Below are 24,166 nucleotides of genomic sequence, written 5' to 3' on the forward strand. Positions count from 1 at the left end.
CAGCAGCACCACCTGACACGTACGGGCACGTAACCGCGGGCGCCCGGCGCAGTTGCTTGGGTATGGGCTGGTACGAGGACGAGCTGGGCTGGCCGGTTTCCGGCGCGGAGCCGCCGGTGCTGGTCACCGGTGTGCGCTTCGACGCGCTGGACGTGCCCGCGGCCGTGGGCAAGGCGCTGCTCGGCCGCTTCGGGCGGCCCGGCGAGCTGGGGCCCGTGGCGCTGGACGGGCACCGGGTACGGCTGCTGGTCGCGGCCGGGGCCGCGGAGGAGCTGCCCGGGCTGCTGGAGTGGCTGGAGTGGGGCGGCATCCCGCTGGATGTGACGGCCCTCGGCGCCGGCGGGCGGATGCGGGCGCCGGCGCACCCCGAGTGGGGCCGCCGGGAGGCCGCATACGACCGGTCGGCACCGGTGTGGCTGCGGCCTCCTCGGCCGGGCGTCGACGTCGAGACCACCGTGCCCGCGCTCCGTGTCACCGGCGGGGCCGATGGATCGGGGGTTCCCATCGGCCTCCCGGCCCTGGTCGCCGCCGCGGCGACCGCCTGCCACCGGATCACGCTGCGGGCGCGTGCGCAGGATCAGCTGTGGGCCTTCTCGTACGCCTCGCGGATCGTGGCCGGCACCCGGCCGCGGTCGTTCACCTCGTAGCCCTTCTCCTTCGCCCACGCGCGGATCTTCGCGGTGTCGGGCCCCGACGTCCCGGCCCCGCGCGCCGCCTTGGTACGCCCGCGCCCGGCCCGGCCCCCGGTCCTGCGACCGCTGTCGGTGTACGGGTTGAGCAGCCCGCGCAGCTTGTCGGCATTCGCCGTGGTGAGGTCGATCTCGTACGTCACACCGTCGAGTGCGAACGTCACGGTCTCGTCCGCCTCACCGCCGTCGAGGTCGTCAACGAGAAGGACCTGAACCTTCTGTGCCACCGGCTTCCCTTTCATCGAAAACGGATTAACGGTAAAAGCAAAGCGCCTTTCCGGGAAAAACACAAACCCCTTGCACGAAGACGGCGGCGCGAGACCAGTGCGATCCGGACAAACCGGAACGTCACAGTTGCAGCAGCATGCGGCTGTTACCCAAGGTGTTCGGTTTCACTCGCTCCAGGTCGAGGAACTCGGCGACTCCCTCGTCATTGGAACGCAGCAGCTCCCCGAAGACATCGCGGTCGACCGGGGTGCCGCCGGTCTCCCGGAAGCCGTGCTTGGCGAAGAAGTCGACTTCGAACGTGAGGCAGAAAATGCGGCGCACACCCAGCCAGCGTGCGGTCTGCAGCAACTTCACCAGCAACTGGTGACCGACGCCGCAGCCGCGCAGCGCCGGGTCCACGGCAAGGGTCCTGACCTCGGCGAGGTCCTGCCACATGACGTGCAGCGCGCCGCACGCGACGACCGACGCGTCCTCGTCCCGTTCCGCGACCCAGAACTCCTGGATGTCTTCGTAAAGGGTCACCGTCGGCTTGTCCAGCAGGATGCCGTCGCGGACATACCCGTCCAGCAAGCGGCGGACGGCCGGCACATCCGGGGTGCGGGCCCTGCGGATGGTGACGTCATTCGACACGAGGGGCATGGACGGACGCTATCGCCCTTCGGCTTCCGGCGGGCCGGAGGGGTCGACGGACTGGATGATGCGCAATGCGTCCCGCACGGCTTCCCGCTGTTCCGGCGACATCATGCCGAAGAAGTGCACCAGGGCCTCGGCCGGGTTGTCACTGGCCGCCCACGCCTCGTTCATCAGTGCGGCCGAGTATGCCGCTCGCGTCGATACCGCCTCATAGCGATAAGCGCGGCCATCGGCCTCCCTGCGGAGCCAGCCCTTCTGGCGCAGGTTGTCCATTACGGTCATCACGGTGGTGTAGGCGATCGTCCGGTCGCGCGCAAGGTCCTCAAGAACCTCACGAACGGTAACCGGCCGGTTCCACTCCCACACCCTGGTCATGACCGCGTCTTCCAGGTCTCCCAATGGCCGGGGCACACTCGGAATACTAAGCGCTGGTATGGCCGATTGCCCGGAATGCGCTGCGCGCCGGGGAGCCGCCCGAACCGGTGGCCGGTCCGGGCGGGTGATTGCGGGCTCAGCGCTCCTGCGCCGCGGCCCTGCGGGCGGCCTCGGCCTGCGCGAACGCCGCGTCGACGGCGGCGTCCTCCCTCTTGTTGGCCCCACCCTGGTGTTTGATCATTGTGATGATCACACAGGTGAAGAGGATCGCCATCACCAGCGGCGGCACGATCGCGGAAACGTAGTCCATGCCGCCAGAGTAGCCACGTCTCCCGGCGCCCGTGCATACGGGTTGCCTTAACGAAGCCGGCCGATCCCCTACGGGTGCCATAGGGGGTGGCGGGGGCGCGAATCCCGCGCCCCCACAGGCGCCCCCTTCGCTCCCGCGGGGCGGGGCGGGCGGAATACGGCGGGAATATCCGGGGAAAGGGACGCCGCCGCCCGCCCCGGGCGGGTCAGCCGGCCCGGCGCGGGGCGAGCAGGTCCTTGGGCGGGGCGGGCGGCGGGGTGGGGCGGCGGTTGGGCGGCCAGATCTCCGCCGGGGTGGGGGTGCGGCGGCCCGGCTCCGGGGCCGGCGGGGCGGGCTTGGGGCCCGGCTTGGGAGCGGGCTGCCGGGGCGCGGAGTCCGGTTCTGCGGCGGACGGGCCCGGGAAGGTGAACAGGCGGCGCGGCGCGGGCATGTGGGCCTCCAGACGCGGGGGTACGTCGGCGTGTGCCAGGTTTTCTGCCGGGACTTCTGCCGCGGCCTCTGCCGGGTCCTGCGCGAAGGGGCCGGCGAAGGGGTCTGCCGCGGTCCGGGCGAGGTCTTCGCAGAGGGCCAGCAGCGCGGCCCTGCGGTGGTGCTCGGCGCTCCCGGTGGCCTGCGCGCGCAGGCTCCGCAGCGCCGCCAGGTCCTCGGCGCCGGGCGGGTCGCCGGCGGCCACGGCGGCCGTCAGGCGCTCCAGGTAGCCGGCCGCGGCGCCGGGCAGCGCCTCGCGGTAGCGGCGCACCTCCGCCCGCAGGAAGGCGCGCAGCCGGCCGGACTCGCGGGCCGCGTCGTCCAGGGCCTCGGCCAGCCTGAGGTAGTCCCGCGCGTACGGCGTGCCCGCGGCGCGCGGCGCGGGCGGGGTGCCGGGCGGCTGGGCCGGGCGCGGTACGGGCGGGGCGGCCGGCGGGACCTGCGCGGCGGTCCTGCTGGGGTGCAGCACCTCCGCGAGCGCCCGACGCAGCACGCGGACCTCGTCCGCGCTGAACGCCAGCCCGCCTCGGGTTCCGTGTGGCGTAGGCATGCATGGACTTTAAGTGCTAAGCGGACAAATACCCCGCAATGGCCGCGGCGTGGTGCGTCGCCCGCCACCCGGGCGCGGGGCGGGCGCGAGGCCCGGGTGCAGGGCGCGGGCGCAAGGCCCGGGTGCGGGCGCGGGCGCGGGGCCCAGGTGCGGGGTGCGGGCGCGGGGCCCAGGTCCGGGTGTCTCAGGTCGAGGAGACGTTGCGCTCGTACACCAGGCGCAGGCCGATCAGCGTCAGCCATGGCTCGTGCGTGTCGATGATCGACGCCTCGCCCAGCACCAGCGGGGCCAGCCCGCCGGTCGCGATGACGGTCACGTCGTCGGGGTCGTCGGCGAGCTCGCGGGCCATGCGCTCGGCGATGCCGTCGGCCTGGCCCGCGAAGCCGTAGAGGATGCCGGACTGCATCGCCTCGATCGTGTTCTTGCCGATCACCGAGCGCGGCCGGGCCAGCTCGATCTTGCGCAGCTGGGCGCCGCGCACCCCGAGGGCGTCCACCGAGATCTCGATGCCGGGCGCGATCGCGCCGCCCACGTACTCCCCGCGCGCGGTGACCGCGTCGAAGGTCGTGGCGGTGCCGAAGTCGACGACGATGCACGGGCCGCCGTAGAGGTGGACGGCCGCCAGCGAGTTGATGATCCGGTCGGAGCCCACCTCCTTGGGGTGGTCGACCAGGATCGGCACGCCCGTCTTGACGCCCGGCTCGACGAGCACCGCCGGGACGTCGCCGTAGTAGCGGCGGGTCACCTCGCGCAGTTCGTGCAGCACCGAGGGGACGGTGGAGCAGATCGCGATGCCGTCGATGCCGTCGCCGAGGTCGCCGAGCAGCGGGTGCATGCCCATCAGGCCCTGGAGCAGCACCGCCAGCTCGTCGGCGGTGCGCCGGGCGTCGGTGGAGATGCGCCAGTGCTCGACGATCTCCTCGCCGTCGAAGAGCCCCAGGACGGTGTGGGTGTTGCCGACGTCGATGGTGAGCAGCATCCGGCTCTAGCTTTCCGCTCGCAGGTCGAGGCCGATGTCCAGGATCGGGGAGGAGTGGGTGAGCGCGCCGACCGCCAGGAAGTTGACGCCGGTCTCGGCGTAGGCGCGGGCGGTCTCCAGGGTGAGCCGGCCGGAGGACTCCAGGAACGCCCGGCCGCCCACGACGGCGACGGCCTCGGCGGTCTCGGCGGGCGTGAAGTTGTCCAGGAGGATGAGGTCGGCGCCGGCGTCCAGCACCTCGCGCACCTGGTGCAGCGTGTCGACCTCGACCTCGATCGGCACGTCGGGGAACTCCTGCCGCACCAGCGCGAACGCCTGCGCGACACCGCCGGCGGCGATCACGTGGTTGTCCTTGACCAGCGCCGCGTCCGACAGCGACATCCGGTGGTTGACGCCGCCGCCGCAGCGGACCGCGTACTTCTCCAGCGCCCGCAGGCCCGGCGTGGTCTTGCGGGTGTCGCGCACCTGAGCCCTGGTGCCCTCCAGCGCGTCCGCCCACGCCCGGGTGGCGGTGGCGATGCCGGACAGCCGGCACAGCAGGTTGAGGGCGCTGCGCTCGGCGGTGAGCAGGTCGCGGGTGCGGGTGCGTACGGTGAGCAGCTTCTGGCCTGCGGTGACGCGGTCGCCGTCCTCGACGTGCCGCTCGACCTCGAACTCGTCGGTGCACACCACCGACAGCACCGCCTCGGCGATGTGCAGGCCGGCGACCGTGCCGGCCTCGCGGACGGTGAAGTCGCCGACCGCGAAGGAGTCCTCGGGGACGGTCGCGACCGTCGTGATGTCCACGCCCTGGTCGAGGTCCTCCTCGATGGCCAGGTGCGCGACGTCCTCGACCAGCACCGGGTCCAGGCCGCCCGCGACGAGCAGCGCCGCGAGGTCGGGGTCCAGGCCGCACTCCAGCGGGTCCAGCTCGTAGTCGTCACCGCCGCCGCAGCCGCAGCCGTCACCGCAGCCGCCGGCCGCTTCCTGGGGCGGGCCGATCGTCGGCAGGGGGAGGGCGACGGAGGGGCGGTCGGGGCTGGTCACTGCTGCTCCTTCAGGGGTGCATACGGGGCCTGGCCGGTGCCGGCGGGCGCTCCCACCGCCCCATCATCCCCGACGCCGGGCCCGCTCCGCGCGCCGCGTACCGGCGGGAAGTCATGGCCCTCGGTGGGCCGCACGTCCAGGGTGCGGTGCGGGGTGAGGCGGACGGCGAGGTGGCGGCGCCAGGCGCGGTCGTCGCGCTCGGGGCGGTCCTCGCGCCAGTGGCAGCCGCGGGTCTCCTCGCGGCGCCGGGCGGCGGCGACCAGGACCCGCGCGACCAGGCCGAGGTTGGTGGCCTCCCACGTCTCCACGCAGGGCTCGGCGGTCTTGCCCTCCCGGTCGTACGCCTCGACGGCCGCGGTGTGCAGCCGCTCCAGCGCGCCCGCCGCCTGCGTCAGCGACGCGGCGCTGCGCAATACGCCGGCGCCGGCGGTCATGATGCGCTGCACCTCGTAGCGGGCCTCGGAGGCCAGCAGCGGGGCGCCGCCGGGCGGCGGCACGAGCGGTACGGCCGGCTCCCCGGCGCGGGCCGCGAGCGCCGCCATGACGTCCTCGGCGATGCGCTCGGCGAAGACCAGGCCCTCCAGGAGCGAGTTCGACGCGAGGCGGTTGGCGCCGTGGACGCCCGTGCAGGCGACCTCGCCGCACGCGTAGAGCCCGGGGACGGTGGTCCGGCCGTGCAGGTCGGTGCGCACGCCACCGGAGGCGTAGTGGGCGGCGGGGGCGACCGGGATCAGCCCGGTGACCGGGTCGATGCCGTGGGCGCGGCAGGCGGCGAGGATGGTCGGGAAGCGCTGCTCCCACATGGCCGCGCCGAAGTGCCGGCCGTCGAGGAACATGTGGTCGGCGCCGGTCTCCTGCATGCGGCGGGTGATGCCCTTGGCGACGATGTCGCGCGGCGCGAGCTCGGCGAGTTCGTGCTGGCCGACCATGAAGCGGGTGCCGTCGGCGTCCACGAGGTACGCGCCCTCGCCGCGGACGGCCTCCGACACCAGCGGCTGCTGGCCCTCGGCGTCGGGGCCGAGCCACAGCACGGTGGGGTGGAACTGCACGAACTCGATGTCGCTGACCTCGGCGCCGGCCCGCAGCGCGAGCGCCACGCCGTCGCCGGTGGAGACGGCGGGGTTGGTGGTGGCGGAGAAGACCTGGCCCATACCGCCGGTGGCGAGCACCACGACGGGTGCGTGGACCGCGCCGACGCCGTCGCGCCGGCCCTCGCCCATGACGTGCAGGGTGACGCCCGCGGTGCGGCCTTCCGCGTCGTCGAGCAGGTCCAGGACCAGCGCGTTCTCGATCAGCTCGATCCGGGCGGCGCGTACCGCCTCGATGAGGGCGCGGGAGACCTCGGCGCCGGTCGCGTCGCCGCCGGCGTGCGCGATACGGCGGCGGTGGTGGCCGCCCTCGCGGGTCAGCAGGACCTCGCCGGTGGCCGGGTCGGTGTCAAAGCGGGCGCCGGTCGCGATGAGCCGGCGGACCGCGCCGGGGCCCTCGGAGACCAGGGTGCGTACCGCGTTCTCGTCGCACAGGCCCGCGCCGGCGACGAGGGTGTCGTCGAGGTGCTGCTCGGGGGTGTCGCCGTCGCCGAGGGCCGCGGCGATGCCGCCCTGCGCCCAGCGCGTCGAGCCGTCGTCGAGGTGGGCCTTGGTCACGACGGTGACCTTCGCGCCGGCCGCGGCGCAGCGCAGCGCCACCGTCAGGCCCGCGACGCCGGAGCCCACGACGACGACGTCGGCGCCGAGGGCCCAGCCGGGGGCGGGGGCGTGCAGTCGTATGCCGGTGCTTGCGCCGGCGGTGCCGGCTCCCGATGCGGTCATTGCTCGGCTCCGAATTCCAGCGGGATGTTGTCGATGAGGCGGGTCGTCCCGATCCGCGCGGCGACGGCGAGGACGGCGGGCCCGGTGTGGCCGGGGGCGGCCTCGGTGAAGTCGGCGGGGTCGATCAGGGCGAGGTAGTCCGGTGTGACGGGCGGCTCGCCGGCCGCGGCGGCGTCCAGGACCGTACGGGCGGCCCGTACGGTGGCGGCGGGGCCGCCGGGGGCGGCGTCGCGGCCGGCGAACAGGGCGCGGGACAGGGCGCGGGCGGCGGTGCGCTCGGCGGGCGCGAGGTAGCGGTTGCGGCTGGACATGGCGACGCCGTCGGGCTCGCGGACGGTCGGGGCGCCGATGATCTCGACGGGGAAGTTCAGGTCGGTGGCCATCCGGCGGATCAGGGCGAGCTGCTGGGCGTCCTTCTGGCCGAAGACGGCGGCCTCGGGGCGGGTCAGGTGCAGCAGCTTGGCGACGACGGTGAGCATGCCGTCGAAGTGGCCGGGGCGGGACGCGCCCTCGTACCGCTCCCCCATCGGCCCGGCGCTGATCCGCACCTGCGGCTCGCCGCCGGGGTAGACCTCGTCGGCGTCCGGGGCGAAGACGGTGTCGGCGCCGGCCGCGGCGGCGAGCTCGACGTCGGCGGCGAGGGTGCGCGGGTAGCGGGCCAGGTCCTCGTGCGGGCCGAACTGGAGCGGGTTGACGAAGACGGTGACGGTGACCTGGCCGGTGCCCGCGCGGGCGCGGGCGGCGCGTATCAGCGAGGCGTGGCCGTCGTGGAGGGCGCCCATGGTCATGACCACGGCCGATGCCGGCGGCAGCTCCTTGGCGTGGTGGACCAGCTCGGTCATGCGGTGCCCCCGTCTCGGTGGGTGGGTTCGTCCGACAGGGCGCCCAGCAGCGCCTCGGCGTACTCGGCCTTGAGCATGCCGTTGGCCAGGGCGCGGTCGGCGGTGGCGCGGGCCATGGCGATGTAGGAGGGCACGGTCTCGGGCGCGTGGGCGCGCAGCTCGCGCAGGTGGGCGGCGACGGTGCCGGCGTCGCCGCGGGCGACCGGGCCGGTCAGGGCGGCGTCGCCGGAGCGCAGGGCGTTGTCCAGGGAGGCGCCGAGCAGCGGGCCCAGCATCCGGCCGGGCTCCTGGACGCCGGCGGTACGCAGCAGGTCCATGGCCTGCGCCACGAGGGTGACCAGGTGGTTGGAGCCGATGGCGAGGGCGGCGTGGTAGAGGGGGCGGGCGTCCTCCTCGACCCACTCCGGTTCGCCGCCCATCTCGATGACCAGGGCTTCGGCGGCGAGCCGCAGCTCGCCGGGCGCGGTCACGCCGAAGGTGCAGCCGGCCAGGCGCTGGACGTCCACGGGGGTGCCGGTGAACGTCATCGCCGGGTGCAGGGCCAGGGGCAGCGCCCCGGCGCGCAGCGCCGGATCCAGCACGGCGGTGCCGTAGCGGCCCGAGGTGTGCACCAGGAGCTGGCCGGGGCGGACGGCGCCGGTCTCTGCGAGGCCGCTGACCAGGGCGGGGAGGGCGTCGTCCGGGACGGTGAGCAGGACGAGGTCGGCGGCGGCCATGACCTGGCCGGGCTCCAGCATGGGCACGCCCGGCAGCAGTGCCTCGGCCCTGCGCCGGGAGGCCTCCGACACGCCGGAGGCGGCGACGGGGCGGTGCCCCGCCATCCCCAGCGCCGCGGCCAGCGCGGGCCCCACCCGCCCGGCCCCGACGACCCCCACGGTCAGCCGGCCGGGCCGCTCCTCCACCATGTCGCCTCCCGCTCGGGGTTTTCGTCAATCCTACGCGAAGCCTCTCTCCTCGCACCCTGCCCCCGGGGGCTGCCCCGTCCTGCCGTCCCCGGACCTTCCCCCGGTGGTGGGTTGCTCGCGCCGTTCCCCGCGCCCCTTTCGCTTCGGGGGATGCCCCCTCATGCCCGTGACGCGACCATCCGCCGGTGGTGGGTTGCGCGCGCAGTTCCCCGCGCCCCTCGCTTCGGGGTGCCCCGTCCTGCCGTCCCGCGACCTCCCGTCCATCTCGGCTGGTCGCTCCGTTCTCCCCCAGCGCTTCGCCTGGGGGTACCCCCACGCAGCCCCTGGGTATGCGTGCCCTCGCCGGTCAGAGCCCGCGCCTACGGCGCAGGGCAAGCACCAGACGCCACGCATACGCGCGAGGTCAACAAACCAGGGGCGCGGGGAACTGCGCGAGCAACCCACCACCGGCGGATGGTCGCGTCACGGGCATGAGGGGGCATCCCCCGAAGCGAAGGGGGCGCGGGGAACTGCGCGACCAGCCCACCACCGGCAGAAGGTCGCGTCACGGGCATGAGGGGGCATCCCCCGAAGCGAAAGGGGGCGCGGGGAACTGCGCGACCAGCCCACCACCAGCGGACGATCGCGGGACGGCAGGGCGGGGCAGCCCGGAGCGGGAGGGGTCCCGGGGGCGGCCCCGGGGGTGGGGTCCACCTGGAGGGGGAGGGGGGATCAGCCGCGGGGGGGACCTCGCGGAGCGACACGCTGCTTACGCTGAATTACGTGCAGCGCGTCTACGACTTCTTCCGCCGACACCCGACGTGGGTCGACAGCTCATGGGCTGCCGTCCTGCTCGCCGCGTGCGCCGCGTGGATCGCCGCGGACCACTCCCCCTCACCCGCGGCGCGCCTCGCCGCCGTCCCGGTGTCCTTCGCGCTGGCCGTCACCGTGGCGCTGCGCCGCCGCGCGCCCGAGCGCATGCTGCTGGTCGCGATCGCGACGGGCGTCGCCCAGCTCGTGCTGAACGTCAAGGCGCCGAACCCCGGCGACGCCGCCATGCTCGTGGTCATCTACACGTGCGCCTCGAACGGCGCCCGCTGGTCCTCCCGGCTGGCCCTGACCGCGGGGCTGCTGGCGACGCCGATCGCCATGGTGCGCTGGCCCCCGGACAGCGAATACTCCACGATCTGGACGACGCTGATCCAGACGTTCTTCCTGACGGTGATCTTCGCCCTCTCCTGGGTGATCGGCGACCGGCTGCGCACCCGCCGGGCGTATTACGCCCAGCTGGAGGAGCGCGCCGAGCGCATGCACCGGGAGCGCGAGGCGCAGTCCAAGGCGGCGGTGGCCGCCGAGCGGGCGCGGATCGCCCGGGAGCTGCACGACGTCGTGGCGCACAACGTCTCGGTGATGGTCGTGCAGGCGGACGGCGCCGCGTACGTCCTGGACGCCGCCCCGGACCAGGCGCGGCAGGCGCTGGGCACGATCTCCAGCACCGGCCGCCAGGCCCTGGCGGAGATGCGCCGGCTGCTGGGCCTGCTGCGGGCCGGCGACGACGCGGGCGGCGAGTACGTGCCGCAGCCGGGCGTGGACCAGCTGGCCGACCTGATCGAGCAGGTGCGCGGCGCGGGCCTGCCGGTGCGGTTCGAGGTCGCGGGGCAGGCGCGGCCCCTGTCCAGCGGCGTGGAGCTGACGGCGTACCGCATCGTGCAGGAGGCGCTGACGAATGTGCGCAAGCACGGCGGGGACGGGGCGAGCGCGAGCGTCGTGCTGGGCTTCGGGGACGCCGCGCTGGACCTGCTGATCGAGGACGACGGGCGGGGCGGCCCGGACGGGCTGTACCAGCAGGGCGGCCGGGACGGCCTCGGGCAGGGCCTGATCGGCATGCGGGAGCGGATCGGCATGGTCGGCGGCACGCTGACGGCCGGGCCGCGGCCGGGCGGCGGTTTCCGGGTGAGCGCGATGCTGCCGCTGCGGGCCGGGACGTAAGAGCGTGAAGGACGGGGACACCGAGCGGATGGGGTACTGATGGGGATCCGGGTCATGCTGGTGGACGACCAGGTGCTGCTGCGCACCGGTTTCCGCATGGTGCTGGCGGCGCAGCCGGACATGGAGGTCGTCGCGGAGGCGAGCGACGGCGCGGAGGCGCTGGAGGTGCTGCGGGCGACCCGGGTCGACGTGGTGCTGATGGATGTGCGGATGCCGCGGATGGACGGTGTCGAGGCGACCCGGCGGATCTGCGGCGGGGAGCGGGACCGGGAGGACGGGGCGCCGCGGGTGCTGATCCTGACGACCTTCGACCTGGACGAGTACGCGTTCGCCGCGCTCAAGGCGGGGGCGGCGGGCTTCATGCTCAAGGACGTGCCGCCGGACGAGCTGCTGACGGCGATCCGGGCGGTGCACAGCGGTGACGCGGTGGTCGCGCCGAGTACGACCCGGCGGCTGCTGGACCGGTTCACGCCGATGCTGCCGGCGCCGGAGGCGGAGCCGCGGCACAAGGAGCTGGAGCGGCTGACCGAGCGGGAGCGCGAGGTGCTGATGCTGGTGGCGCAGGGCCTGTCGAACGGCGAGATCGCCGGCAAGCTCGTGCTGTCGGAGGCGACGGTCAAGACACACGTCGGGCGGATCCTGACCAAGCTGGGCCTGCGCGACCGGGTGCAGGCGGTGGTGCTGGCCTACGAGTCGGGGCTGGTGCGGGCGGGCGGCGGCGGGCTGTGAGCCGGCTCCTGCCGTGGAGCCGGCTCCTGCCGTGACGGGTCGGGCCCGTCCAGGACGAGGTCCAGCAGCCCGGGGAAGCGCGCGTCGAACTCCGCGCGGCGCAGCCGGTTGAGCCGCCGGGGCCCGGCGTCGCGCTGCTCGACCAGGCCGGCGGCCCGCAGCGTCGCGAAGTGGTGGCTGAGCGCGGCCTTGCCGACGGGCACGTCGAAGGACCCGCAGCTGCGGCTCCACTCCTCGGACAGCGCGAGCTCGCGCACCAGGCGCAGACGTACGGGGTCGGCAAGAGCACTAAGCGCGGCCAGAAGGGGTACGTCGTCGGGGTGGGTGTGATCCGGGGCTGCCCGGTGGTGCGCCCGCGGTGCCGTCATGGCGTCTCCCCGGAGGTGCGGCGGAATGGGACCCGGCTTGCCGGGTGTTCGATCAAAACCATACAGTGTTGAGTGTTCGCTTCTCATTGAACAGTCGGCCGCGGTCGCCGGACCGGGCCAGCAAGGGGGACGCGCCATGCGCGCAATGATCTTCGACGAGTTCGGCGGTCCCGAGGTGCTGCACCCGGTGGACCTGCCGGATCCGGTGCCCGGGCCCGGCGAGGTCACCGTCGCCGTCGCCTTCGCGGGCATCAACTTCGCCGACATCCTGGCCCGTTCGCAGGGCTACCGGGTCGATTCGCTGCCCTTCCGCCCCGGCCTCGAAGTCTCCGGCCGGGTGCTGGCGGTCGGCGAGGGCGTCACGGGACTCGCACCCGGCGACGAGGTCGCCTCCTTCGTCCGCGGCGGCGGCTACGCCGAGATCGCGCTGGTGCCCGCCGCCACGACCTTCCCCGTACCGCAGGGCCTGGACCTGCGGACCGCGGCGACGCTGCCGAGCGTGCTGCCGACCGGGTACGCGCTGCTGCACGACATAGCGCGGCTGCGCGAGGGCGACACCGTGCTCGTCCACAGCGCGGCCGGCGGCGTCGGCACGGTCGCGGGCCAACTGGCCAGGCTCGGCGGGGCGAGCGCGGTCTACGGGGTCGTCTCCAGCATGGACAAGGCGCCGCACGCCCTGAAGTCCGGTTACGACCAGGTCTTCCTCACCGCAGACTTCGACGAGGAGGTGCGCGCCGCGACCGGCGGGCGGGGCGTGGACATCGCCCTCGACCCGATCGGCGGCGAGACCTTCCGCCGTACGCTCGCGGTCACCGCGCGCTTCGGGCGGCTGGTGTCGTTCGGCAACTCCGGTTCGGCCGCGCCCTGGCAGATCGGGCCCGCCGACCTCTACCCGCCGGGGCTGTCGGTGTCCGGCTTCTCGCTGATGGGGCTCGCCGCGGCGGACCCCGAGCGGCTGCGGGAGCTGGTCCAGGAGGCGTTCCGCACGGTCGTGGACGGCGGCGTGGAGCTGCCGGTGTCGGCGGAGTTCGCCCTCACCGACGCGGCGCAGGCGCACCGGCTGGTGGAGTCCCGTACGACGACCGGCAAGCTCCTGCTGCGCCCCTGACGGGAGTTACGCCGCCGGCGGCAGGCGGCGGGCGAAGTCGGCCGCGGCGGCGCGGATGTCGGCCTCGGTCCAGGCGAGCGTGCCCGCCTCGACCGAGACCTCCGTCATGGACAGCCCCGGCAGCCGCGGCTCGAAGAACTCGGCGCGGCCGAAGAGGGATTCGCCCCGCTCCTCGGCCTGCGCGAGCGCAGCGGCGTTGAGCACGTCCTCGGGGTAGGGCAGCCACACCTGGAACTCATGGGTGTGCGGCACGTCCGGGTACGTACGCGGCCAGTTCGCGCCGCCCTCCGCCAGTCCCTCGCGCAACGCCCGTGCGACGAGGGCGGCGTGGGCGACGTACGAGGGCAGCCTGGGCAGTTCGTTGCGCAGGCCGGCCAGCGCGGACAGCGCCGCGGGGAACTGCTGGTAGATCTGGCCGCCGTAGCGGTGCCGCCACGCCTTCGCCTCGGCGACGACGTCCGCGGGGGCGGCGAGGGCGGCGCCGGACAGGGCGCCGAGCGACTTGTAGAAGCTCACGTAGACGCTGTCGGCCAGGCCCGCGATGTCGGCGAGGGAGCGGCCGAAGTGCGGGGCGCACTCCCAGAGTCGGGCGCCGTCGAAGTGGACGACGGCGTCGCGCTCGCGGGCCGCCGCGACGGTCTGCGTCAGCTCCTCCCACGTGGGCAGCACGAAACCGGCGACGCGCAGCGGCAGTTCGAGCATGAGGGTGCCGAACGGCTCGTCTAGGTCGCGCACTTCGTCGGCGCTGGGCATGCGCGGGTCCCTGGTCGGGTGGACGGTGCGCAGGCCGCTCACCGCCTTGAGCGCGTCGCGCTCGTACTGCTCGGGGTGGGCGAGCGGGTGCAGGGCGACCAGCGGGTTGCCGGTGCGGGCGGCCCAGATACGCAGGGCCACTTGCTGGGCCATGGTGCCGCTCGGGAAATAGGCGGCGGCCTGCGTGCCCAGGAGCTCCGCGACCCGGCGTTCGAGCTCGCCGACGACGCCGTCCTCGTCGCCGTAGAAGTCCAGCGGGCCGGTGAGGTCGTAGGCGTCGGCGCTCTCGCTCACGAGCCGCGCGAGGCGCTCCGCGAGGTTCTCGCGGGGAGGGTTGGCGAGGATGCGCGTGCACGCGCGGAGGGCGGCGAGCCGCCGGGCCTTGTCGTCGTCGCTCATGCGTCGAACCTAACGCCGCCGGGCTCCCCGCAGCCCTCCGGGCGGGCCTCAGCCCGCGCGGCGGTGACTGGGGCGGGGCGGGGTGGAGCGGGTGGTGGCGGAGCGGCTGCGCTTTTCGATGTACATGCGCTGGTCGGCGGAGTGCAGGACCTCCTCGGCGGTCATGCCGCAGCCGGCCCAGCCGATGCCGAAGCTCGCGCCGACGCGGACGGCGCGGCCGTCGACGCGGATGGGCGGGATGATCGCGTTGCGCAGGCGCATCGCGAGGTCGGCCGCGTCGGCGGGGGCGAGGCCGTCGGCGAGGACGACGAACTCGTCGCCGCCGAGCCTGGCAACGGTGTCGCCGTCGCGTACCGCGCCGGTCAGCCGGCGGGCCACCTCAATGAGGACGGCGTCACCGGTGTGGTGGCCGAAGCGGTCGTTGATGGACTTGAAGCCGTCGAGGTCGCAGAAGAGCACCGCCAGGCCCTTGCCCGGCGCCGGGTCGTTCTCGTCGGGCGCGACGGTGTGGACGTGCGAGTCGTAGCCGATCGCGCCGAGCGGCGCGGCAAGTTCCTCGGGCCCGTAGCCGTAGCTGAAGGCGAATTCGTCGGGGCTCTGCGCCTCCGCGGCGAGGGCCGCGGCGTCCTTGTCGCCGGGCCGGCCGCACAGCCGGGCCGACAGCCGGGAGCGCAGCTCGGCGCTGTTGGGCAGGCCCGTGAGGGAGTCGTGGCTGGCGCGGTGGGCGAGTTGCAGCTCGCGGCCCTTGCGCTCCTCGATGTCCTCGACGTGCGTGAGCAGGAAGCGCGGCCCGTCCGCGGTGTCGGCGACGACGGAGTTGCGCAGCGAGACCCACACGTAGGAGCCGTCGCGGCGGGCGAGCCGCAGCTCGGCGCGACCGCCCTCGGCGGAGGTGCGCAGCAGGGTGCCGACGTCCTCGGGGTGGACGAGGTCGGAGAAGGAGTAGCGGCGCATGGTGGAGGCGTTGCGGCCCAGCAGCCGGCACAGCGCGTCGTTGGCGCGCAGCAGCTTGCCGTGCTGGTCGCCGCCCATCTCGGCGATGGCCATGCCGCTGGGCGCGTACTCGAAGGCCTGCCGGAAGCTCTCCTCGCTGGCCCGCAGCGCCTGCTGGTCGCGTTCCAGCCGGACCAGGGCGCGCTGCATGTTGGCCCGCAGCCGGGCGTTGCTGATGGCGATGCCGGCCTGGAAGGCGTACATCTGCAGTGCCTCGCGGCCCCACGGTCCCGGGTGGCGTCCGCTGGAGGGGCTGTCGACGGATATGACGCCGATGAGCTCGCCGCCGCCGCCCGGCGTGGAGTGCATGGGGGCGTAGAGGCGGTCGCCGGGGTGCCATTCGTCGGCGAAGCGGGGCAGCGGGCCGTCGGTGTGCCACTGCGGCACGTCGTCGTCGACGAGGACCCAGCCCTCGGTGTGCGGGATGAAGCGCAGTGAGCCCCAGCGCTGGCCCATGCTGAGCCGCCGTTCCCATGCCGCGCGGGAGCCGACCCGGCCGGACAGCAGTGCCTCACCGGCGGTGCTGCCGGCGAACGCGGCCACGACGAGGTCGCCGTCGGGCCTGACGAGGTTGACGGCGGCGAGGTCGTAGCCCAGCCCTTTGACCACCCCGTCGGCCACGGCCTGCAGGGTGTCGGCAAGACTGCGTGCGGTGTTGAGGTCCGCCACGACCTGGTGCAGTTGACGCAAGGTCGCGAGGCGGACATACGGCTCCGACTCGGTATCCATGCCCCTCTCCGCGCCCTCGACAGCAACTCCCGTGATCTGTGCGATACATCCGATGACGCCGCTGGCACCGGTTCACTCCGGCCACTGAATCACAGCGAGCTGTGCCGTCGGTACACAGGGTCAACAATAACTGCTGCTTGTGACTCAAGTCACATCATCGTGTAAGCATGTGGATACGCAGGGTGCTGCGGTGGCCTGTTGTGGTCCGCTCCGGTCCTAGGACCTCGCAAGGTTATGACTGCGACCACAGCCCGATCCGCACCGGGCTACCGACCCGTAACGTGAACAGCGTGCTTCCGCCTACACCTGACCGGCATGCTGGGACCACCATGGCCCAGACCGTCGACCCCGATGCCTTCCGCGCCGCGATGACCCGCCTGAACGCGGGCGTCGTCCTGATCACCGCGCACGACCCGGAGGACGGGCCGCGCGGCGAGGACGTCGGCATGACCGCCACCGCCTTCATGTCCGTCTCCCTCGAACCACCGATGGTGCTGGTCAGCGTACGGACCGGATCGCGCATGGACGAGCTGCTGGAGCGGCAGCCGCGCTGGGCGGCCTCGGTCCTCAGCGAGAGCCAGCGGCACATCGCCGGGCGGTTCGCGCTGCGCGGGCGGGTGAGCGACCGGCTGCTCTTCGAGGACATCTCCTACTACCGCGGCGAGCACTCCGGCGCCCCGATCCTGGGCGGCGCCCTGTCGATACTGGAGTGCGAGACCGACCAGCGCGTGCCGGCCGGCGACCACACCCTGGTCGTCGCGCGCGTGCTCGCCGCCCGTACGCCCAGCGCCGAGGGCGGCCCGCTCGCCTACTTCCGCGGGCGCTACCGCTTCCTGCGCTAGGAGCCGGGCCCCGGTGCGTACGCGCGGCCGGCCGCGGCTCACTCCCAGCCGCCGGAGCGGCCCCGCTTGGTCTCGCCGCGCTGCTTCTTCACCCGCAGCCGGCGCTCGTTGATGCCGCGCGGGATCCGTGTCGGCCGGCGGGCCTTCGGCGGCGGGGCCGTCGCCTCGGCGAGCAGCGCGGTGAGCCGGGCGGCGGCGGCCTCGCGGTTGCGCCACTGGGAGCGGTGCTCGGAGGCCCGTATCACCACCGCGCCGTTCACCAGCCGGGGCTCCAGGCGCTCCAGCGCCCGCCGCTTCCACACCGGCGGCAGGGACTCGGTCGCCGCGAGGTCGAAGCGCAGCTCCACCTGGCTGTCGGAGGTGTTCACATGCTGGCCGCCGGGCCCGGAGGAGCGCGAGAAACGCCACTGGAGCTCCGCCTCCGGCACGGAGACGGAGCCGCGGATGGTCAAGGGCCCGGACATACCTCCATGATCCCCCGCCGGCTGCCGGCGCACCACGGGATTTACCCGCCATATGGAACCGGCGGATCCCCCGTCCGCGTTCTGTCCGATGACGGTAGTTTCGACGGCAACACCCACGACGGACCTTAAGGGGACTTCCCATGGCGGTAAGCCTGACCAAGGGCGGCAACGTCTCGCTGACCAAGGAGGCGCCCGGACTGACGGCCGTGACCGTCGGCCTCGGCTGGGACGTCCGTACCACCACGGGCACGGACTTCGACCTCGACGCGAGCGCCATCGCGGTCAACGCGGAGGGCAAGGTCTACTCCGACGCCCACTTCGTCTTCTTCAACAACAAGCAGACGCCGGACCAGACCATCGTGCACACCGGTGACAACCGCACCGGCCAGGGCGAGGGCGACGACGAGGCGATCAACGTCAACCTGGCCGGCCTGCCGGCCGACGTCGAGAAGATCGTCTTCCCGGTCTCCATCTACGACGCCGAGTCCCGCTCGCAGAACTTCGGCCAGGTGCGCAACGCGTACATCCGCATCATCAACCAGGCCGGCGGCGCCGAGATCGCCCGCTACGACCTGAGCGAGGACGCGGCGACCGAGACCGCGATGGTCTTCGGCGAGCTGTACCGCAACGGGGCGGAGTGGAAGTTCCGCGCGGTGGGCCAGGGGTACGCCTCGGGCCTGGCCGGTATCGCGACCGACTTCGGCGTCACCCTCTGACGCCCTGGCGCCTGCGGCGACCGCATGACCGCGCCCCCGCCGGGTCCGCCCGCGCGGGGGCGCCGTGCGCCCGCCCGGGCGTCTGGCACGATCGCGGGGTGATCGACCTCGGCTACGCCCTCTCCCGCCGCTTCCCCGACCCGCCGCAGACGGACTACCGCACGGCGGACGTACGGGCGCTGCGGCACGACCTGTTCTGCGGTGACGTGTACGTCGCCGAGGGCGAGCGCGAGCTGTCCACCGCGTGGGGCTGGGTGCCGGTGCTGGACTTCGCGTGGGCGCTGTGCGACATCGCCGAGCACCTCGACCGCGACCCTGCGGGCAGCCGCGCCGCCCGCCCGCAGCACGCGGAGCTCGACTTCACCGAGTCCACCGACCGGCTCCGCTTCGTGCGCCGCTTCGGCTTCGTCGACGTGAGCGCGGACTGGCTCCCCGACGAGCCGCCGCTGGCCGTCCGGCACGCCGACCTGCGCCGCGAGGCACGCGACTTCCTGCACGACGTGGTGGCCGACCTCGGCGACATGCACGAGGGCCTCACGGACAACCCGGCGGTGTGGCAGCTGCTCACGCGCTATCCGCGGGTCTAGGGCGCTGCCGCTGCGCCCGGGAGGAGACCTTGAGGCGTAGGGCGAAGCTCCCATTGCCGCTGGGACCCCTCGGCGGGGTTGGCTGGGGATGCGCGTCCGGTGGGGCGCCGGGCGGGGAGAGGAGTCGCGGATGTACGCCGTGCGGTTGCATGCCTTCGGGGGGCCCGAGGAGCTGCGGTACGAGGAGGTCGCCGACCCCGGGCCCGGGGCGGGGCAGGTGCGGGTCGCGGTGGGGGCGGCGGGGGTGCATGTCGTGGACACCGTGCTGCGCACCGGCAGCGGGCCCGCGACGATCCCGCTGCCGGAGCTGCCGACCGTGCCGGGCCGGGAGGTCGCCGGCACGGTGGACCGGGTCGGCCCCGGCACGGACCCGGCGTGGCTGGGGCGGCGGGTGGTGGCGCACCTGGGGACGGTGCCCGGCGGCTACGCGGCGCTGGCGGTCACCGAGGCGGCGCGGCTGCATGTCGTGCCGGACACGATGGACCTGCGCACGGCGGTCGCGATGATCGGCACCGGCCGCACCACCGTGGGCATCCTGCGGCTGGCCGGCCTCACCCCGGACGACACCGCCGTCGTGCTGGCCGCGGCGGGCGGCATCGGCACGCTGCTGGTGCAGTACGCGGTACGGCTCGGCGCCGCCGTCGTGGGGGCCGCGGGCGGCCCGGACAAGACGGCCCGGGTCCGTACGCTGGGCGCGGGCGTCGCGGTGGACTACGCGCGGCCCGGCTGGACCGAGGACGTACGCGCGGCGCTGGGGGCGGAGCGGCCGGCCACCGTGGTCTTCGACGCGGTGGGCGGCACGGCGGCCCGGGAGGCGGTGGGCCTGCTCGCGCCGGGCGGCCGGCATCTGGTCTACGGCTGGGCGGCGGGCGGCCCGGCGCAGTTCGCGCCCGGCGAGCTCGACGCGCTCGGCGTGACCTCCGACCCGCTGGTCGGCGCGGCCCTGGGCCGGCTCACCGGCACCTCGGAGGGCCTGCGGGCGCTGGAGTCCGAGGCGCTGGCCGCCGCGGCCGACGGCACCCTGCGGCCGGCCGTGCAGCCCTTCCCGCTCGCGGAGGCCGCGCAGGCGCACCGGGCGCTGGAGTCCCGGGCGACGATGGGCAAGGTCGTCCTGGTGCCGTGAGCGGCTTGAGCGGCTTGCCCGCGCCGTGAGCGCCCCGAGCCGCCCGTATCGGCTGCTTTGCGGACGGAACGGACCCCGCGGGTGTGAGCTTCGGAGGGTTTGGGAACTCCTTTACCCTCCGCGCGAGTTCTCCGACCGTACCGACCCGCCCGTGCGAGGAGACGCCCGATGCCCCTGTGGGACCGCCTGAAAGAGTCCGCGAGCAGCATGCAGACGCAGCTCAACGCGAAGAAGAACGACCTGAAGAGCGGCGCGTTCCGGGACGCCAGCATGGCGATGTGCGCGCTGGTGTCCGCCGCCGACGGCACGATCGACCCGGCGGAGCGGCAGCGTGTCGCGACGCTGATCGGCTCCAACCCCGTGCTGCAGAACTTCCCGGCCCTGGACCTCCAGCGCCGTTTCGAGGACTACCTGGCCAAGCTGACCGCGGACTTCGACTTCGGCAAGGTGGCGATCCTCCAGGAGATCGCCAAGGTGTCGAAGAAGCCGACGGAGGCCCGCGCGGTGATCCAGATCGGCATCGTCATCGGCGGCGCGGACGGCGATTTCGACAAGACCGAGCAGGCCGTGGTGCGCGAGGCGTGCTTCGCGGTGGGCCTGAACCCGCAGGAGTTCGACCTCTGAGCCGCCGCTGAGCCGCCGCTGACCTCCCGTTCCGTGCCCGGGGCCGCGCGTCCGCGCCCCGGGCACGGTCGCGCGGTGGCGCGTAACGGACACAGTACGGACGGAGAACGCTTTCACCCCGCCATAGTCCGGCACACTATGATCCCGAACTGGAGCGGGATCTGTCACATGCCGAGCGCGTCTCATCCGCTGTCCGGCACGTCACGCTCCGCGGCGGAAACAACTTGCGTGACACTCTGTGGCCGGCACAGATACTTGAGGTTTCGGGGAACCTCGGGCGTTCGGGGCGCCCTCCCGTATCCGAGTGGCCGCCGGATCGCCTATGGAGGTAGGCAGATGCTTCCCGTATCGAGTGAGGAGGCGTGCCCGTCCGGGTCAGCGAGCACGTCGGGCGGAGTCAGCACCCAGCGTGACGAGGACGCGGCGCTCGCGCTGTACGAGACGTTGCGGACGAAGGGGGGCGTGCCGAGCGAGGAGCTCTACTCGGCCGCGGACCTGGACGACGCGCACGGCGGCCGGGGTTGGCGGCGGCTGGAGGACCTGGGGCTGATCCAGGTGCGCGAGGGTGTCGCGGAGGCGGTGGACCCCGACGCGGCGCTGGCCCGCGCCATGGACCGCTACCAGGTCAACGCCACCGAGCAGTTGCGCAGCGGGGTGCGGCTCCAGCGGGTCACCGAGGCGCTGTTGACCGTCTACCGGCCGGCGGTGCAGCGCGAGACGCGCGAGGTCGCGGTGGAGTTCATCAACGAGCCGCGCCGCAAGCAGCGCACCCGGCTGGACCTTTCGGAGACCGCCCGCGAGTCGTGCGGGTCGATGCACCCGGGGCCGATGCCGTCGATCGGCGTGCTGGAGGCGTCACTCGAGCACGACCGGTCGATCATGGCGCGCGGCGTCAAGAGCCGTGCCATCTACCCGATGTCGGCGTTGGCCTCGCCGAAGTACGCCCGCTATCTGCACGATCTGGCGGACGCCGGCGTGGAGTTGCGGCTGGTGGACCACGCGCCCTTCGACATGCTGACGTTCGACACGGACGCGGCGGTGCTGGCCGCCGACCCCGAGCGGCCCGCGGACGCGGTCATCGTGATCCGCGGGGCCGCGCTGATGCGGTCGTTCCTCGCGGTGTACGAGGACTGCTGGCTGCGCGGCCAGACCCTGGAGCGGGCGTCGACCGCGAACGCCGACGACGCGGACATCACCGCGCAGGAGCGGGTCATCATCCGGCTGATGGCGTCGGGGCTCAGCGACGACCAGATCGCCCGCAAGCTGGGTGTGCACCGCCGTACGGTGCAGCGCGCGATCGCCAAGCTGATGGACCGCCTCAACGCCGGCAGCCGCTTCGAGGCGGGCCTGAAGCTCGCGCGGGACGCGGAGTTCGCGGGGCTGTTCACCGTCGTGTGAGCGGAGTCCGCGCGGGGCCGGGACCGGGGGCGTACGGCGGAGGGGTACGCGCCGGGCGCCGGGGGCGTACGGCGGCGGTCGTACGGTCAGCCGCCGAGTTGCGGCGGGGGCGCGGAGCCGGGGCGGCCGGCTGCCGGGAGGTGGTCGGCCAGCCGGCGCAGCAGGGCCGCGATCGGGCCGCGCAGGTCCGGTAACGACGCGATGAGCAGGTGCGCCAGGGTGAAGCCGAGCACGGCGGAGTCCTCGGGCGCGGTGCGCAGCCAGACGGTCGTGGCGAGCCGGGCGACGCGCTCGGCCTCGGCGGTGCCCTCGGTGTGGCTGCGGGCGTGCCATCGGGCGGTGGCGACGGTGTAGTAGTGCGTGGCCGCCCGCCAGTCGCGGTCCAGCGCGGCCTCCAGGCCGGCCCGCTCCACCGCGGAGGCCACGCCCGGGCCGAGCGGCAGGGCGCACAGGCCGTGCGGCATGCCCGTCAGGTCGCCCCAGCAGGGGTCCGGGGCGGGCCGGGCGGGCGCCGGGGCGGGCGGGCCCACGGCGGCCCGTACGGTGCCGTCGGCGGCGACGAGGAAGCGGTCGACGCGGCCGTCCGGGTGCCCCACGGCGACGGGTGTGGGCCGGCCGTTCTCCCGGGCCTGCCACGCGGCGGCCGACCACGCGGGGTGGGTGCCGTCGGCGAGGTCGGCGACCTGCGACATGACGGTGCCCCAGGTGTGGACGGTGCCGCCGGGCAGCACGGCGAGGCTCACCGGCATGACGGCGGCGGCCGTCCCGAACCAGTCCCCCGACCAGGGCGTCGTCGCGACCGGGATGACGGGGATCTCGACCGGCACCAGCCGCTCGGGCCCGGCCGCGCCGGTGTCGCCGGGGTCCGCGGCGTGGCCGGCGGGAAAGCCGGAAGGCCCCCGTGCCGCACGGGGCACGGGGGCTTCGGGGGTGGGCAGGGCCTCGCCTGCGGTGTGGGGGCCCGGCACGTCAGCCGCCCTGCCGGGAAGGAGCCGCGGCGGCGCGGGGGCCGCCGGGTGCGGGACGGCGTGACGTGGCGGCGGCCACCCGGCCCGCCCGGTCCCGTACCCGGGAGTACGGGACCCGGCGGGGGTGGCGGCGCCCGGCTCTGCCCGGGCCGGGCGCCGGTCTGGGGGCTCCTCGCGCGGGGAGCGTGCGGGCGGCGGTCATCGCGCCGCCCGGGCGGTGTGCGGCTCGGCGGGGAGGCGCGGGCCGGGCACGGAAGGCAGCGGGCCGCCGGCGCGCAGGTCGCGGCAGAAGGCGTCGACGGAGGCGCGGCTGAGCGGCGGCAGCGCGGTCAGGCACGCGTACGGGCCGGCGGTGGCCAGCCGCCAGCGGGCGCACAGCGCGGCGGCCGGCCGGGGGAAGCGGACGGTGAGGCCGTGCCCGGTGCGGTCGGCGCGGTAGCCGGCGGCGGTGAGGTGGTCGGCGGCGTAGCCGGCGGTGTCGTAGCAGGCGTGCACCAGGGAGCGCAGCCCGTCGTAGCCGTGGTCGCGCAGCCCCGCCCACAGCAGCGCGGTGGCCAGCGGGTGGGGGGTGGGCCCGCCTCCGCCGCGGGCGGCGGGTACGGCCGGGCCGGCCGCGGCCAGCACGACCCCGCACGGGACGGGCAGGCCCAGCAGGCGGTGCGCGGTCAGCGACAGGCTGTCGGCGCCGTCGCGCAGGTCCCAGGGCAGCGGGCGCCGCGCGAAGGGCGCGGTCAGGCCCGCGTTGCCGGCCTCGACGTGGACGTGGACGGGGCCGGCGGGGGTGGCGGCGGCGCGGATCTCGGCGAGGTCGTCGCCGCCGGCGCCGGCCGCGGTGTCGGCGGTGGCCAGGACGACGGCGCCGCCGGGGCGTTCGGCGACCAGCAGCCGCAGCAGGCAGGTGTCCATGGTGCCGTCCTCGCGGCAGGGCACCTCGACGACGTCCATGCCGAGCCGGGCGGCGTGCCCGCGGGCGGCGTGGTGCGCGGCGGCGGACACGTACAGCGGGGCGCCGGGCAGCGCCTGGTGGCCGGCGGTCAGGCCGACGAGCAGGCCCTCGGAGCCGCCCGCGGTGACATAGCCGTACGTCCGGCGGCGGTCGCCGAGGGCGAGGTCGGTGCAGAAGTCGACGACGGCGCGCTCCAGGCCGAGGAGGAGGCTGCCGGCGGTACCGGCGCCCGTACCGGAGCCGGCGGGGTCGTCGAGGCCGACCCCGCCGTTGAGGTCGAGCGTGTCGCCCAGGTCGTCCGGGTCGCTCAGGTCCTCCGGGGCGTCCAAGTCGGCGAGCGCCGCGAGCAGTTCGGCGTAGGAGGTGCCGTCGCCGTCGTAGGAGGCGGCGCCGGCGCAGCCGTCCGCGCCGGGTGCCGGGGCGGTCCTGGCGGCCTCGGCGGCGTCCGCGGCGCGCAGGGCCGCCGCGAGGGCCGTGAGGCGGCCCCGGGTGTCGTCGTGGTCGGCGGCGGCGAAGCCGATGTGGTGCGCGGGCTGCGGAGGGGCGCCGGGCGCGGCGGTGGAAGCGGTCCCGGCGGCGCGAGTAAGCGCTTGTGCGGCGGGCGGCTGATACGCCATGGCGACCTCCGGGACGGC

General features: G+C 74.6%; 25 protein-coding genes and 1 pseudogene. 10 read left to right on the forward strand and 16 right to left on the reverse strand.

Annotated elements, in window-relative coordinates; all coding sequences use genetic code 11:
- The first annotated feature begins 62 nt into the window (after nucleotides 1-62).
- The gene (locus HCN08_RS31490; protein ID WP_167986724.1) at nucleotides 63-647 is read left to right on the forward strand and encodes an SCO3374 family protein; all 585 of its coding nucleotides are present in this window, start codon (nucleotides 63-65) and stop codon (nucleotides 645-647) included.
- Here the strand turns inward: HCN08_RS31490 and HCN08_RS31495 are convergent.
- The 10 genes from HCN08_RS31495 to HCN08_RS31540 all read right to left on the reverse strand — a co-directional run bounded on the left by HCN08_RS31495 (nucleotide 578) and on the right by HCN08_RS31540 (nucleotide 8,816).
- Nucleotides 578-916 (reverse strand): histone-like nucleoid-structuring protein Lsr2, encoded by a 339-nt coding sequence (locus HCN08_RS31495; RefSeq protein WP_167986725.1) that lies wholly within the window; start codon nucleotides 914-916, stop codon nucleotides 578-580. The two genes, HCN08_RS31490 and HCN08_RS31495, sit on opposite strands and share 70 nt — an antisense overlap.
- Before the next feature lie 121 nt (nucleotides 917-1,037).
- Entirely contained in the window at nucleotides 1,038-1,556 is a 519-nt protein-coding gene (locus tag HCN08_RS31500; protein WP_167986726.1) for an amino-acid N-acetyltransferase, read from the reverse strand.
- A 9-nt stretch (nucleotides 1,557-1,565) separates the two neighbouring features.
- Nucleotides 1,566-1,961, reverse strand: coding sequence for a BlaI/MecI/CopY family transcriptional regulator (locus HCN08_RS31505; protein WP_167986727.1), 396 nt, complete (start codon nucleotides 1,959-1,961; stop codon nucleotides 1,566-1,568).
- 100 nt (nucleotides 1,962-2,061) lie between these two features.
- On the reverse strand, nucleotides 2,062-2,235 hold the full coding sequence (locus tag HCN08_RS31510) for a hypothetical protein (protein ID WP_167986728.1): 174 nt from the start codon (nucleotides 2,233-2,235) through the stop codon (nucleotides 2,062-2,064).
- A gap of 205 nt (nucleotides 2,236-2,440) precedes the next feature.
- Nucleotides 2,441-3,253 (reverse strand): hypothetical protein, encoded by an 813-nt coding sequence (locus tag HCN08_RS31515; RefSeq protein WP_167986729.1) that lies wholly within the window; start codon nucleotides 3,251-3,253, stop codon nucleotides 2,441-2,443.
- Nucleotides 3,254-3,437: 184 nt separating this feature from the next.
- A complete protein-coding gene (locus HCN08_RS31520) occupies nucleotides 3,438-4,232 on the reverse strand; it encodes a type III pantothenate kinase (protein WP_167986730.1) in 795 nt (264 codons plus the stop codon).
- 6 nt (nucleotides 4,233-4,238) lie between these two features.
- Nucleotides 4,239-5,258, reverse strand: a complete 1,020-nt coding sequence (gene nadC, locus HCN08_RS31525; protein WP_167986731.1) for a carboxylating nicotinate-nucleotide diphosphorylase — start codon at nucleotides 5,256-5,258, stop codon at nucleotides 4,239-4,241.
- Nucleotides 5,255-7,069 (reverse strand): L-aspartate oxidase, encoded by a 1,815-nt coding sequence (locus tag HCN08_RS31530; protein ID WP_167986732.1) that lies wholly within the window; start codon nucleotides 7,067-7,069, stop codon nucleotides 5,255-5,257. Before HCN08_RS31530 ends, nadC begins: the two co-directional genes overlap by 4 nt.
- Nucleotides 7,066-7,911 carry a pantoate--beta-alanine ligase gene (gene panC / locus HCN08_RS31535; RefSeq protein WP_167986733.1) on the reverse strand — a complete coding sequence of 282 codons (846 nt, stop codon included), beginning with the start codon at nucleotides 7,909-7,911 and terminating at the stop codon, nucleotides 7,066-7,068. The genes HCN08_RS31530 and panC overlap by 4 nt, the downstream gene beginning before the upstream one ends.
- Complete coding sequence (locus HCN08_RS31540; RefSeq protein ID WP_167986734.1) at nucleotides 7,908-8,816, reverse strand: Rossmann-like and DUF2520 domain-containing protein; 909 nt, start codon at nucleotides 8,814-8,816, stop codon at nucleotides 7,908-7,910. The genes panC and HCN08_RS31540 overlap by 4 nt, the downstream gene beginning before the upstream one ends.
- A 762-nt stretch (nucleotides 8,817-9,578) precedes the next feature.
- Here HCN08_RS31540 and HCN08_RS31545 point away from each other — a divergent pair.
- Nucleotides 9,579-10,784: a sensor histidine kinase gene (locus HCN08_RS31545; RefSeq protein WP_167986735.1), complete on the forward strand. Its 1,206-nt coding sequence runs from the start codon at nucleotides 9,579-9,581 to the stop codon at nucleotides 10,782-10,784.
- 39 nt (nucleotides 10,785-10,823) lie between these two features.
- A complete protein-coding gene (locus tag HCN08_RS31550) occupies nucleotides 10,824-11,513 on the forward strand; it encodes a response regulator transcription factor (RefSeq protein WP_167986736.1) in 690 nt (229 codons plus the stop codon).
- Nucleotides 11,514-11,563: 50 nt separating this feature from the next.
- Here HCN08_RS31550 and HCN08_RS31555 read toward each other — a convergent pair.
- Nucleotides 11,564-11,881: pseudogene (locus tag HCN08_RS31555) on the reverse strand (ArsR/SmtB family transcription factor); the annotation flags it as partial.
- A gap of 136 nt (nucleotides 11,882-12,017) precedes the next feature.
- Between HCN08_RS31555 and HCN08_RS31560 the strand changes: the two are divergent.
- Entirely contained in the window at nucleotides 12,018-12,989 is a 972-nt protein-coding gene (locus HCN08_RS31560; protein WP_167986738.1) for a quinone oxidoreductase family protein, read from the forward strand.
- A gap of 6 nt (nucleotides 12,990-12,995) precedes the next feature.
- On the opposite strand, the gene HCN08_RS31565 is transcribed toward HCN08_RS31560, so the two are convergent.
- Both HCN08_RS31565 and cdgB read right to left on the reverse strand, forming a co-directional pair.
- A complete protein-coding gene (locus tag HCN08_RS31565) occupies nucleotides 12,996-14,141 on the reverse strand; it encodes a threonine aldolase family protein (RefSeq protein WP_167986739.1) in 1,146 nt (381 codons plus the stop codon).
- A gap of 48 nt (nucleotides 14,142-14,189) precedes the next feature.
- Nucleotides 14,190-15,863 (reverse strand): diguanylate cyclase CdgB, encoded by a 1,674-nt coding sequence (gene cdgB, locus HCN08_RS31570; protein WP_167986740.1) that lies wholly within the window; start codon nucleotides 15,861-15,863, stop codon nucleotides 14,190-14,192.
- 329 nt (nucleotides 15,864-16,192) lie between these two features.
- Between cdgB and HCN08_RS31575 the strand changes: the two genes are divergently transcribed.
- Nucleotides 16,193-16,705 (forward strand): flavin reductase family protein, encoded by a 513-nt coding sequence (locus HCN08_RS31575; protein ID WP_167986741.1) that lies wholly within the window; start codon nucleotides 16,193-16,195, stop codon nucleotides 16,703-16,705.
- Nucleotides 16,706-16,743: 38 nt separating this feature from the next.
- Here the strand turns inward: HCN08_RS31575 and arfB are convergent, their stop codons facing one another.
- Nucleotides 16,744-17,169, reverse strand: a complete 426-nt coding sequence (gene arfB / locus HCN08_RS31580) for an alternative ribosome rescue aminoacyl-tRNA hydrolase ArfB (RefSeq protein WP_167986742.1) — start codon at nucleotides 17,167-17,169, stop codon at nucleotides 16,744-16,746.
- 140 nt (nucleotides 17,170-17,309) lie between these two features.
- Between arfB and HCN08_RS31585 the strand changes: the two genes are divergently transcribed.
- The 5 genes from HCN08_RS31585 (at nucleotide 17,310) to HCN08_RS31605 (ending at nucleotide 21,617) form a co-directional block, all read left to right on the forward strand.
- Nucleotides 17,310-17,885 carry a TerD family protein gene (locus HCN08_RS31585; protein WP_167986743.1) on the forward strand — a complete coding sequence of 192 codons (576 nt, stop codon included), beginning with the start codon at nucleotides 17,310-17,312 and terminating at the stop codon, nucleotides 17,883-17,885.
- A 98-nt stretch (nucleotides 17,886-17,983) separates the two neighbouring features.
- Nucleotides 17,984-18,472, forward strand: coding sequence for a hypothetical protein (locus tag HCN08_RS31590; RefSeq protein WP_167986744.1), 489 nt, complete (start codon nucleotides 17,984-17,986; stop codon nucleotides 18,470-18,472).
- Between the two features lie 130 nt (nucleotides 18,473-18,602).
- Nucleotides 18,603-19,595, forward strand: coding sequence for a zinc-binding dehydrogenase (locus tag HCN08_RS31595; RefSeq protein WP_167986745.1), 993 nt, complete (start codon nucleotides 18,603-18,605; stop codon nucleotides 19,593-19,595).
- A 168-nt stretch (nucleotides 19,596-19,763) separates the two neighbouring features.
- On the forward strand, nucleotides 19,764-20,219 hold the full coding sequence (locus tag HCN08_RS31600) for a tellurite resistance TerB family protein (protein WP_167986746.1): 456 nt from the start codon (nucleotides 19,764-19,766) through the stop codon (nucleotides 20,217-20,219).
- A 336-nt stretch (nucleotides 20,220-20,555) separates the two neighbouring features.
- A complete protein-coding gene (locus tag HCN08_RS31605) occupies nucleotides 20,556-21,617 on the forward strand; it encodes a helix-turn-helix transcriptional regulator (protein WP_167986747.1) in 1,062 nt (353 codons plus the stop codon).
- Nucleotides 21,618-21,703: 86 nt separating this feature from the next.
- On the opposite strand, the gene HCN08_RS31610 is transcribed toward HCN08_RS31605, so the two are convergent.
- Complete coding sequence (locus HCN08_RS31610) at nucleotides 21,704-22,585, reverse strand: hypothetical protein (RefSeq protein WP_167986748.1); 882 nt, start codon at nucleotides 22,583-22,585, stop codon at nucleotides 21,704-21,706.
- 198 nt (nucleotides 22,586-22,783) lie between these two features.
- Nucleotides 22,784-24,148 carry a PLP-dependent aminotransferase family protein gene (locus tag HCN08_RS31615; protein WP_167986749.1) on the reverse strand — a complete coding sequence of 455 codons (1,365 nt, stop codon included), beginning with the start codon at nucleotides 24,146-24,148 and terminating at the stop codon, nucleotides 22,784-22,786.
- Nucleotides 24,149-24,166: the final 18 nt, after the last annotated feature.

Source organism: Actinacidiphila epipremni (assembly GCF_012034175.1).
GTDB classification, from domain to species: domain Bacteria; phylum Actinomycetota; class Actinomycetes; order Streptomycetales; family Streptomycetaceae; genus Actinacidiphila; species Actinacidiphila epipremni.

Bases quoted from the DNA above. Each gene is read 5' to 3' on its own strand.
- HCN08_RS31510 (WP_167986728.1), bottom strand. From the start codon at position 2,235: ATGGACTACGTTTCCGCGATCGTGCCGCCGCTGGTGATGGCGATCCTC.
- HCN08_RS31615 (WP_167986749.1), bottom strand. From the start codon at position 24,148: ATGGCGTATCAGCCGCCCGCCGCACAAGCGCTTACTCGCGCCGCCGGG.
- panC (WP_167986733.1), bottom strand. From the start codon at position 7,911: ATGACCGAGCTGGTCCACCACGCCAAGGAGCTGCCGCCGGCATCGGCC.
- HCN08_RS31530 (WP_167986732.1), bottom strand. From the start codon at position 7,069: ATGACCGCATCGGGAGCCGGCACCGCCGGCGCAAGCACCGGCATACGA.
- HCN08_RS31575 (WP_167986741.1), top strand. From the start codon at position 16,193: ATGGCCCAGACCGTCGACCCCGATGCCTTCCGCGCCGCGATGACCCGC.
- HCN08_RS31565 (WP_167986739.1), bottom strand. From the start codon at position 14,141: ATGAGCGACGACGACAAGGCCCGGCGGCTCGCCGCCCTCCGCGCGTGC.
- HCN08_RS31520 (WP_167986730.1), bottom strand. From the start codon at position 4,232: ATGCTGCTCACCATCGACGTCGGCAACACCCACACCGTCCTGGGGCTC.
- HCN08_RS31550 (WP_167986736.1), top strand. From the start codon at position 10,824: ATGGGGATCCGGGTCATGCTGGTGGACGACCAGGTGCTGCTGCGCACC.
- HCN08_RS31515 (WP_167986729.1), bottom strand. From the start codon at position 3,253: ATGCCTACGCCACACGGAACCCGAGGCGGGCTGGCGTTCAGCGCGGAC.
- HCN08_RS31585 (WP_167986743.1), top strand. From the start codon at position 17,310: ATGGCGGTAAGCCTGACCAAGGGCGGCAACGTCTCGCTGACCAAGGAG.
- cdgB (WP_167986740.1), bottom strand. From the start codon at position 15,863: ATGGATACCGAGTCGGAGCCGTATGTCCGCCTCGCGACCTTGCGTCAA.
- HCN08_RS31560 (WP_167986738.1), top strand. From the start codon at position 12,018: ATGCGCGCAATGATCTTCGACGAGTTCGGCGGTCCCGAGGTGCTGCAC.
- HCN08_RS31540 (WP_167986734.1), bottom strand. From the start codon at position 8,816: ATGGTGGAGGAGCGGCCCGGCCGGCTGACCGTGGGGGTCGTCGGGGCC.
- HCN08_RS31500 (WP_167986726.1), bottom strand. From the start codon at position 1,556: ATGCCCCTCGTGTCGAATGACGTCACCATCCGCAGGGCCCGCACCCCG.
- arfB (WP_167986742.1), bottom strand. From the start codon at position 17,169: ATGTCCGGGCCCTTGACCATCCGCGGCTCCGTCTCCGTGCCGGAGGCG.
- HCN08_RS31595 (WP_167986745.1), top strand. From the start codon at position 18,603: ATGTACGCCGTGCGGTTGCATGCCTTCGGGGGGCCCGAGGAGCTGCGG.
- HCN08_RS31605 (WP_167986747.1), top strand. From the start codon at position 20,556: ATGCTTCCCGTATCGAGTGAGGAGGCGTGCCCGTCCGGGTCAGCGAGC.
- HCN08_RS31490 (WP_167986724.1), top strand. From the start codon at position 63: ATGGGCTGGTACGAGGACGAGCTGGGCTGGCCGGTTTCCGGCGCGGAG.
- HCN08_RS31600 (WP_167986746.1), top strand. From the start codon at position 19,764: ATGCCCCTGTGGGACCGCCTGAAAGAGTCCGCGAGCAGCATGCAGACG.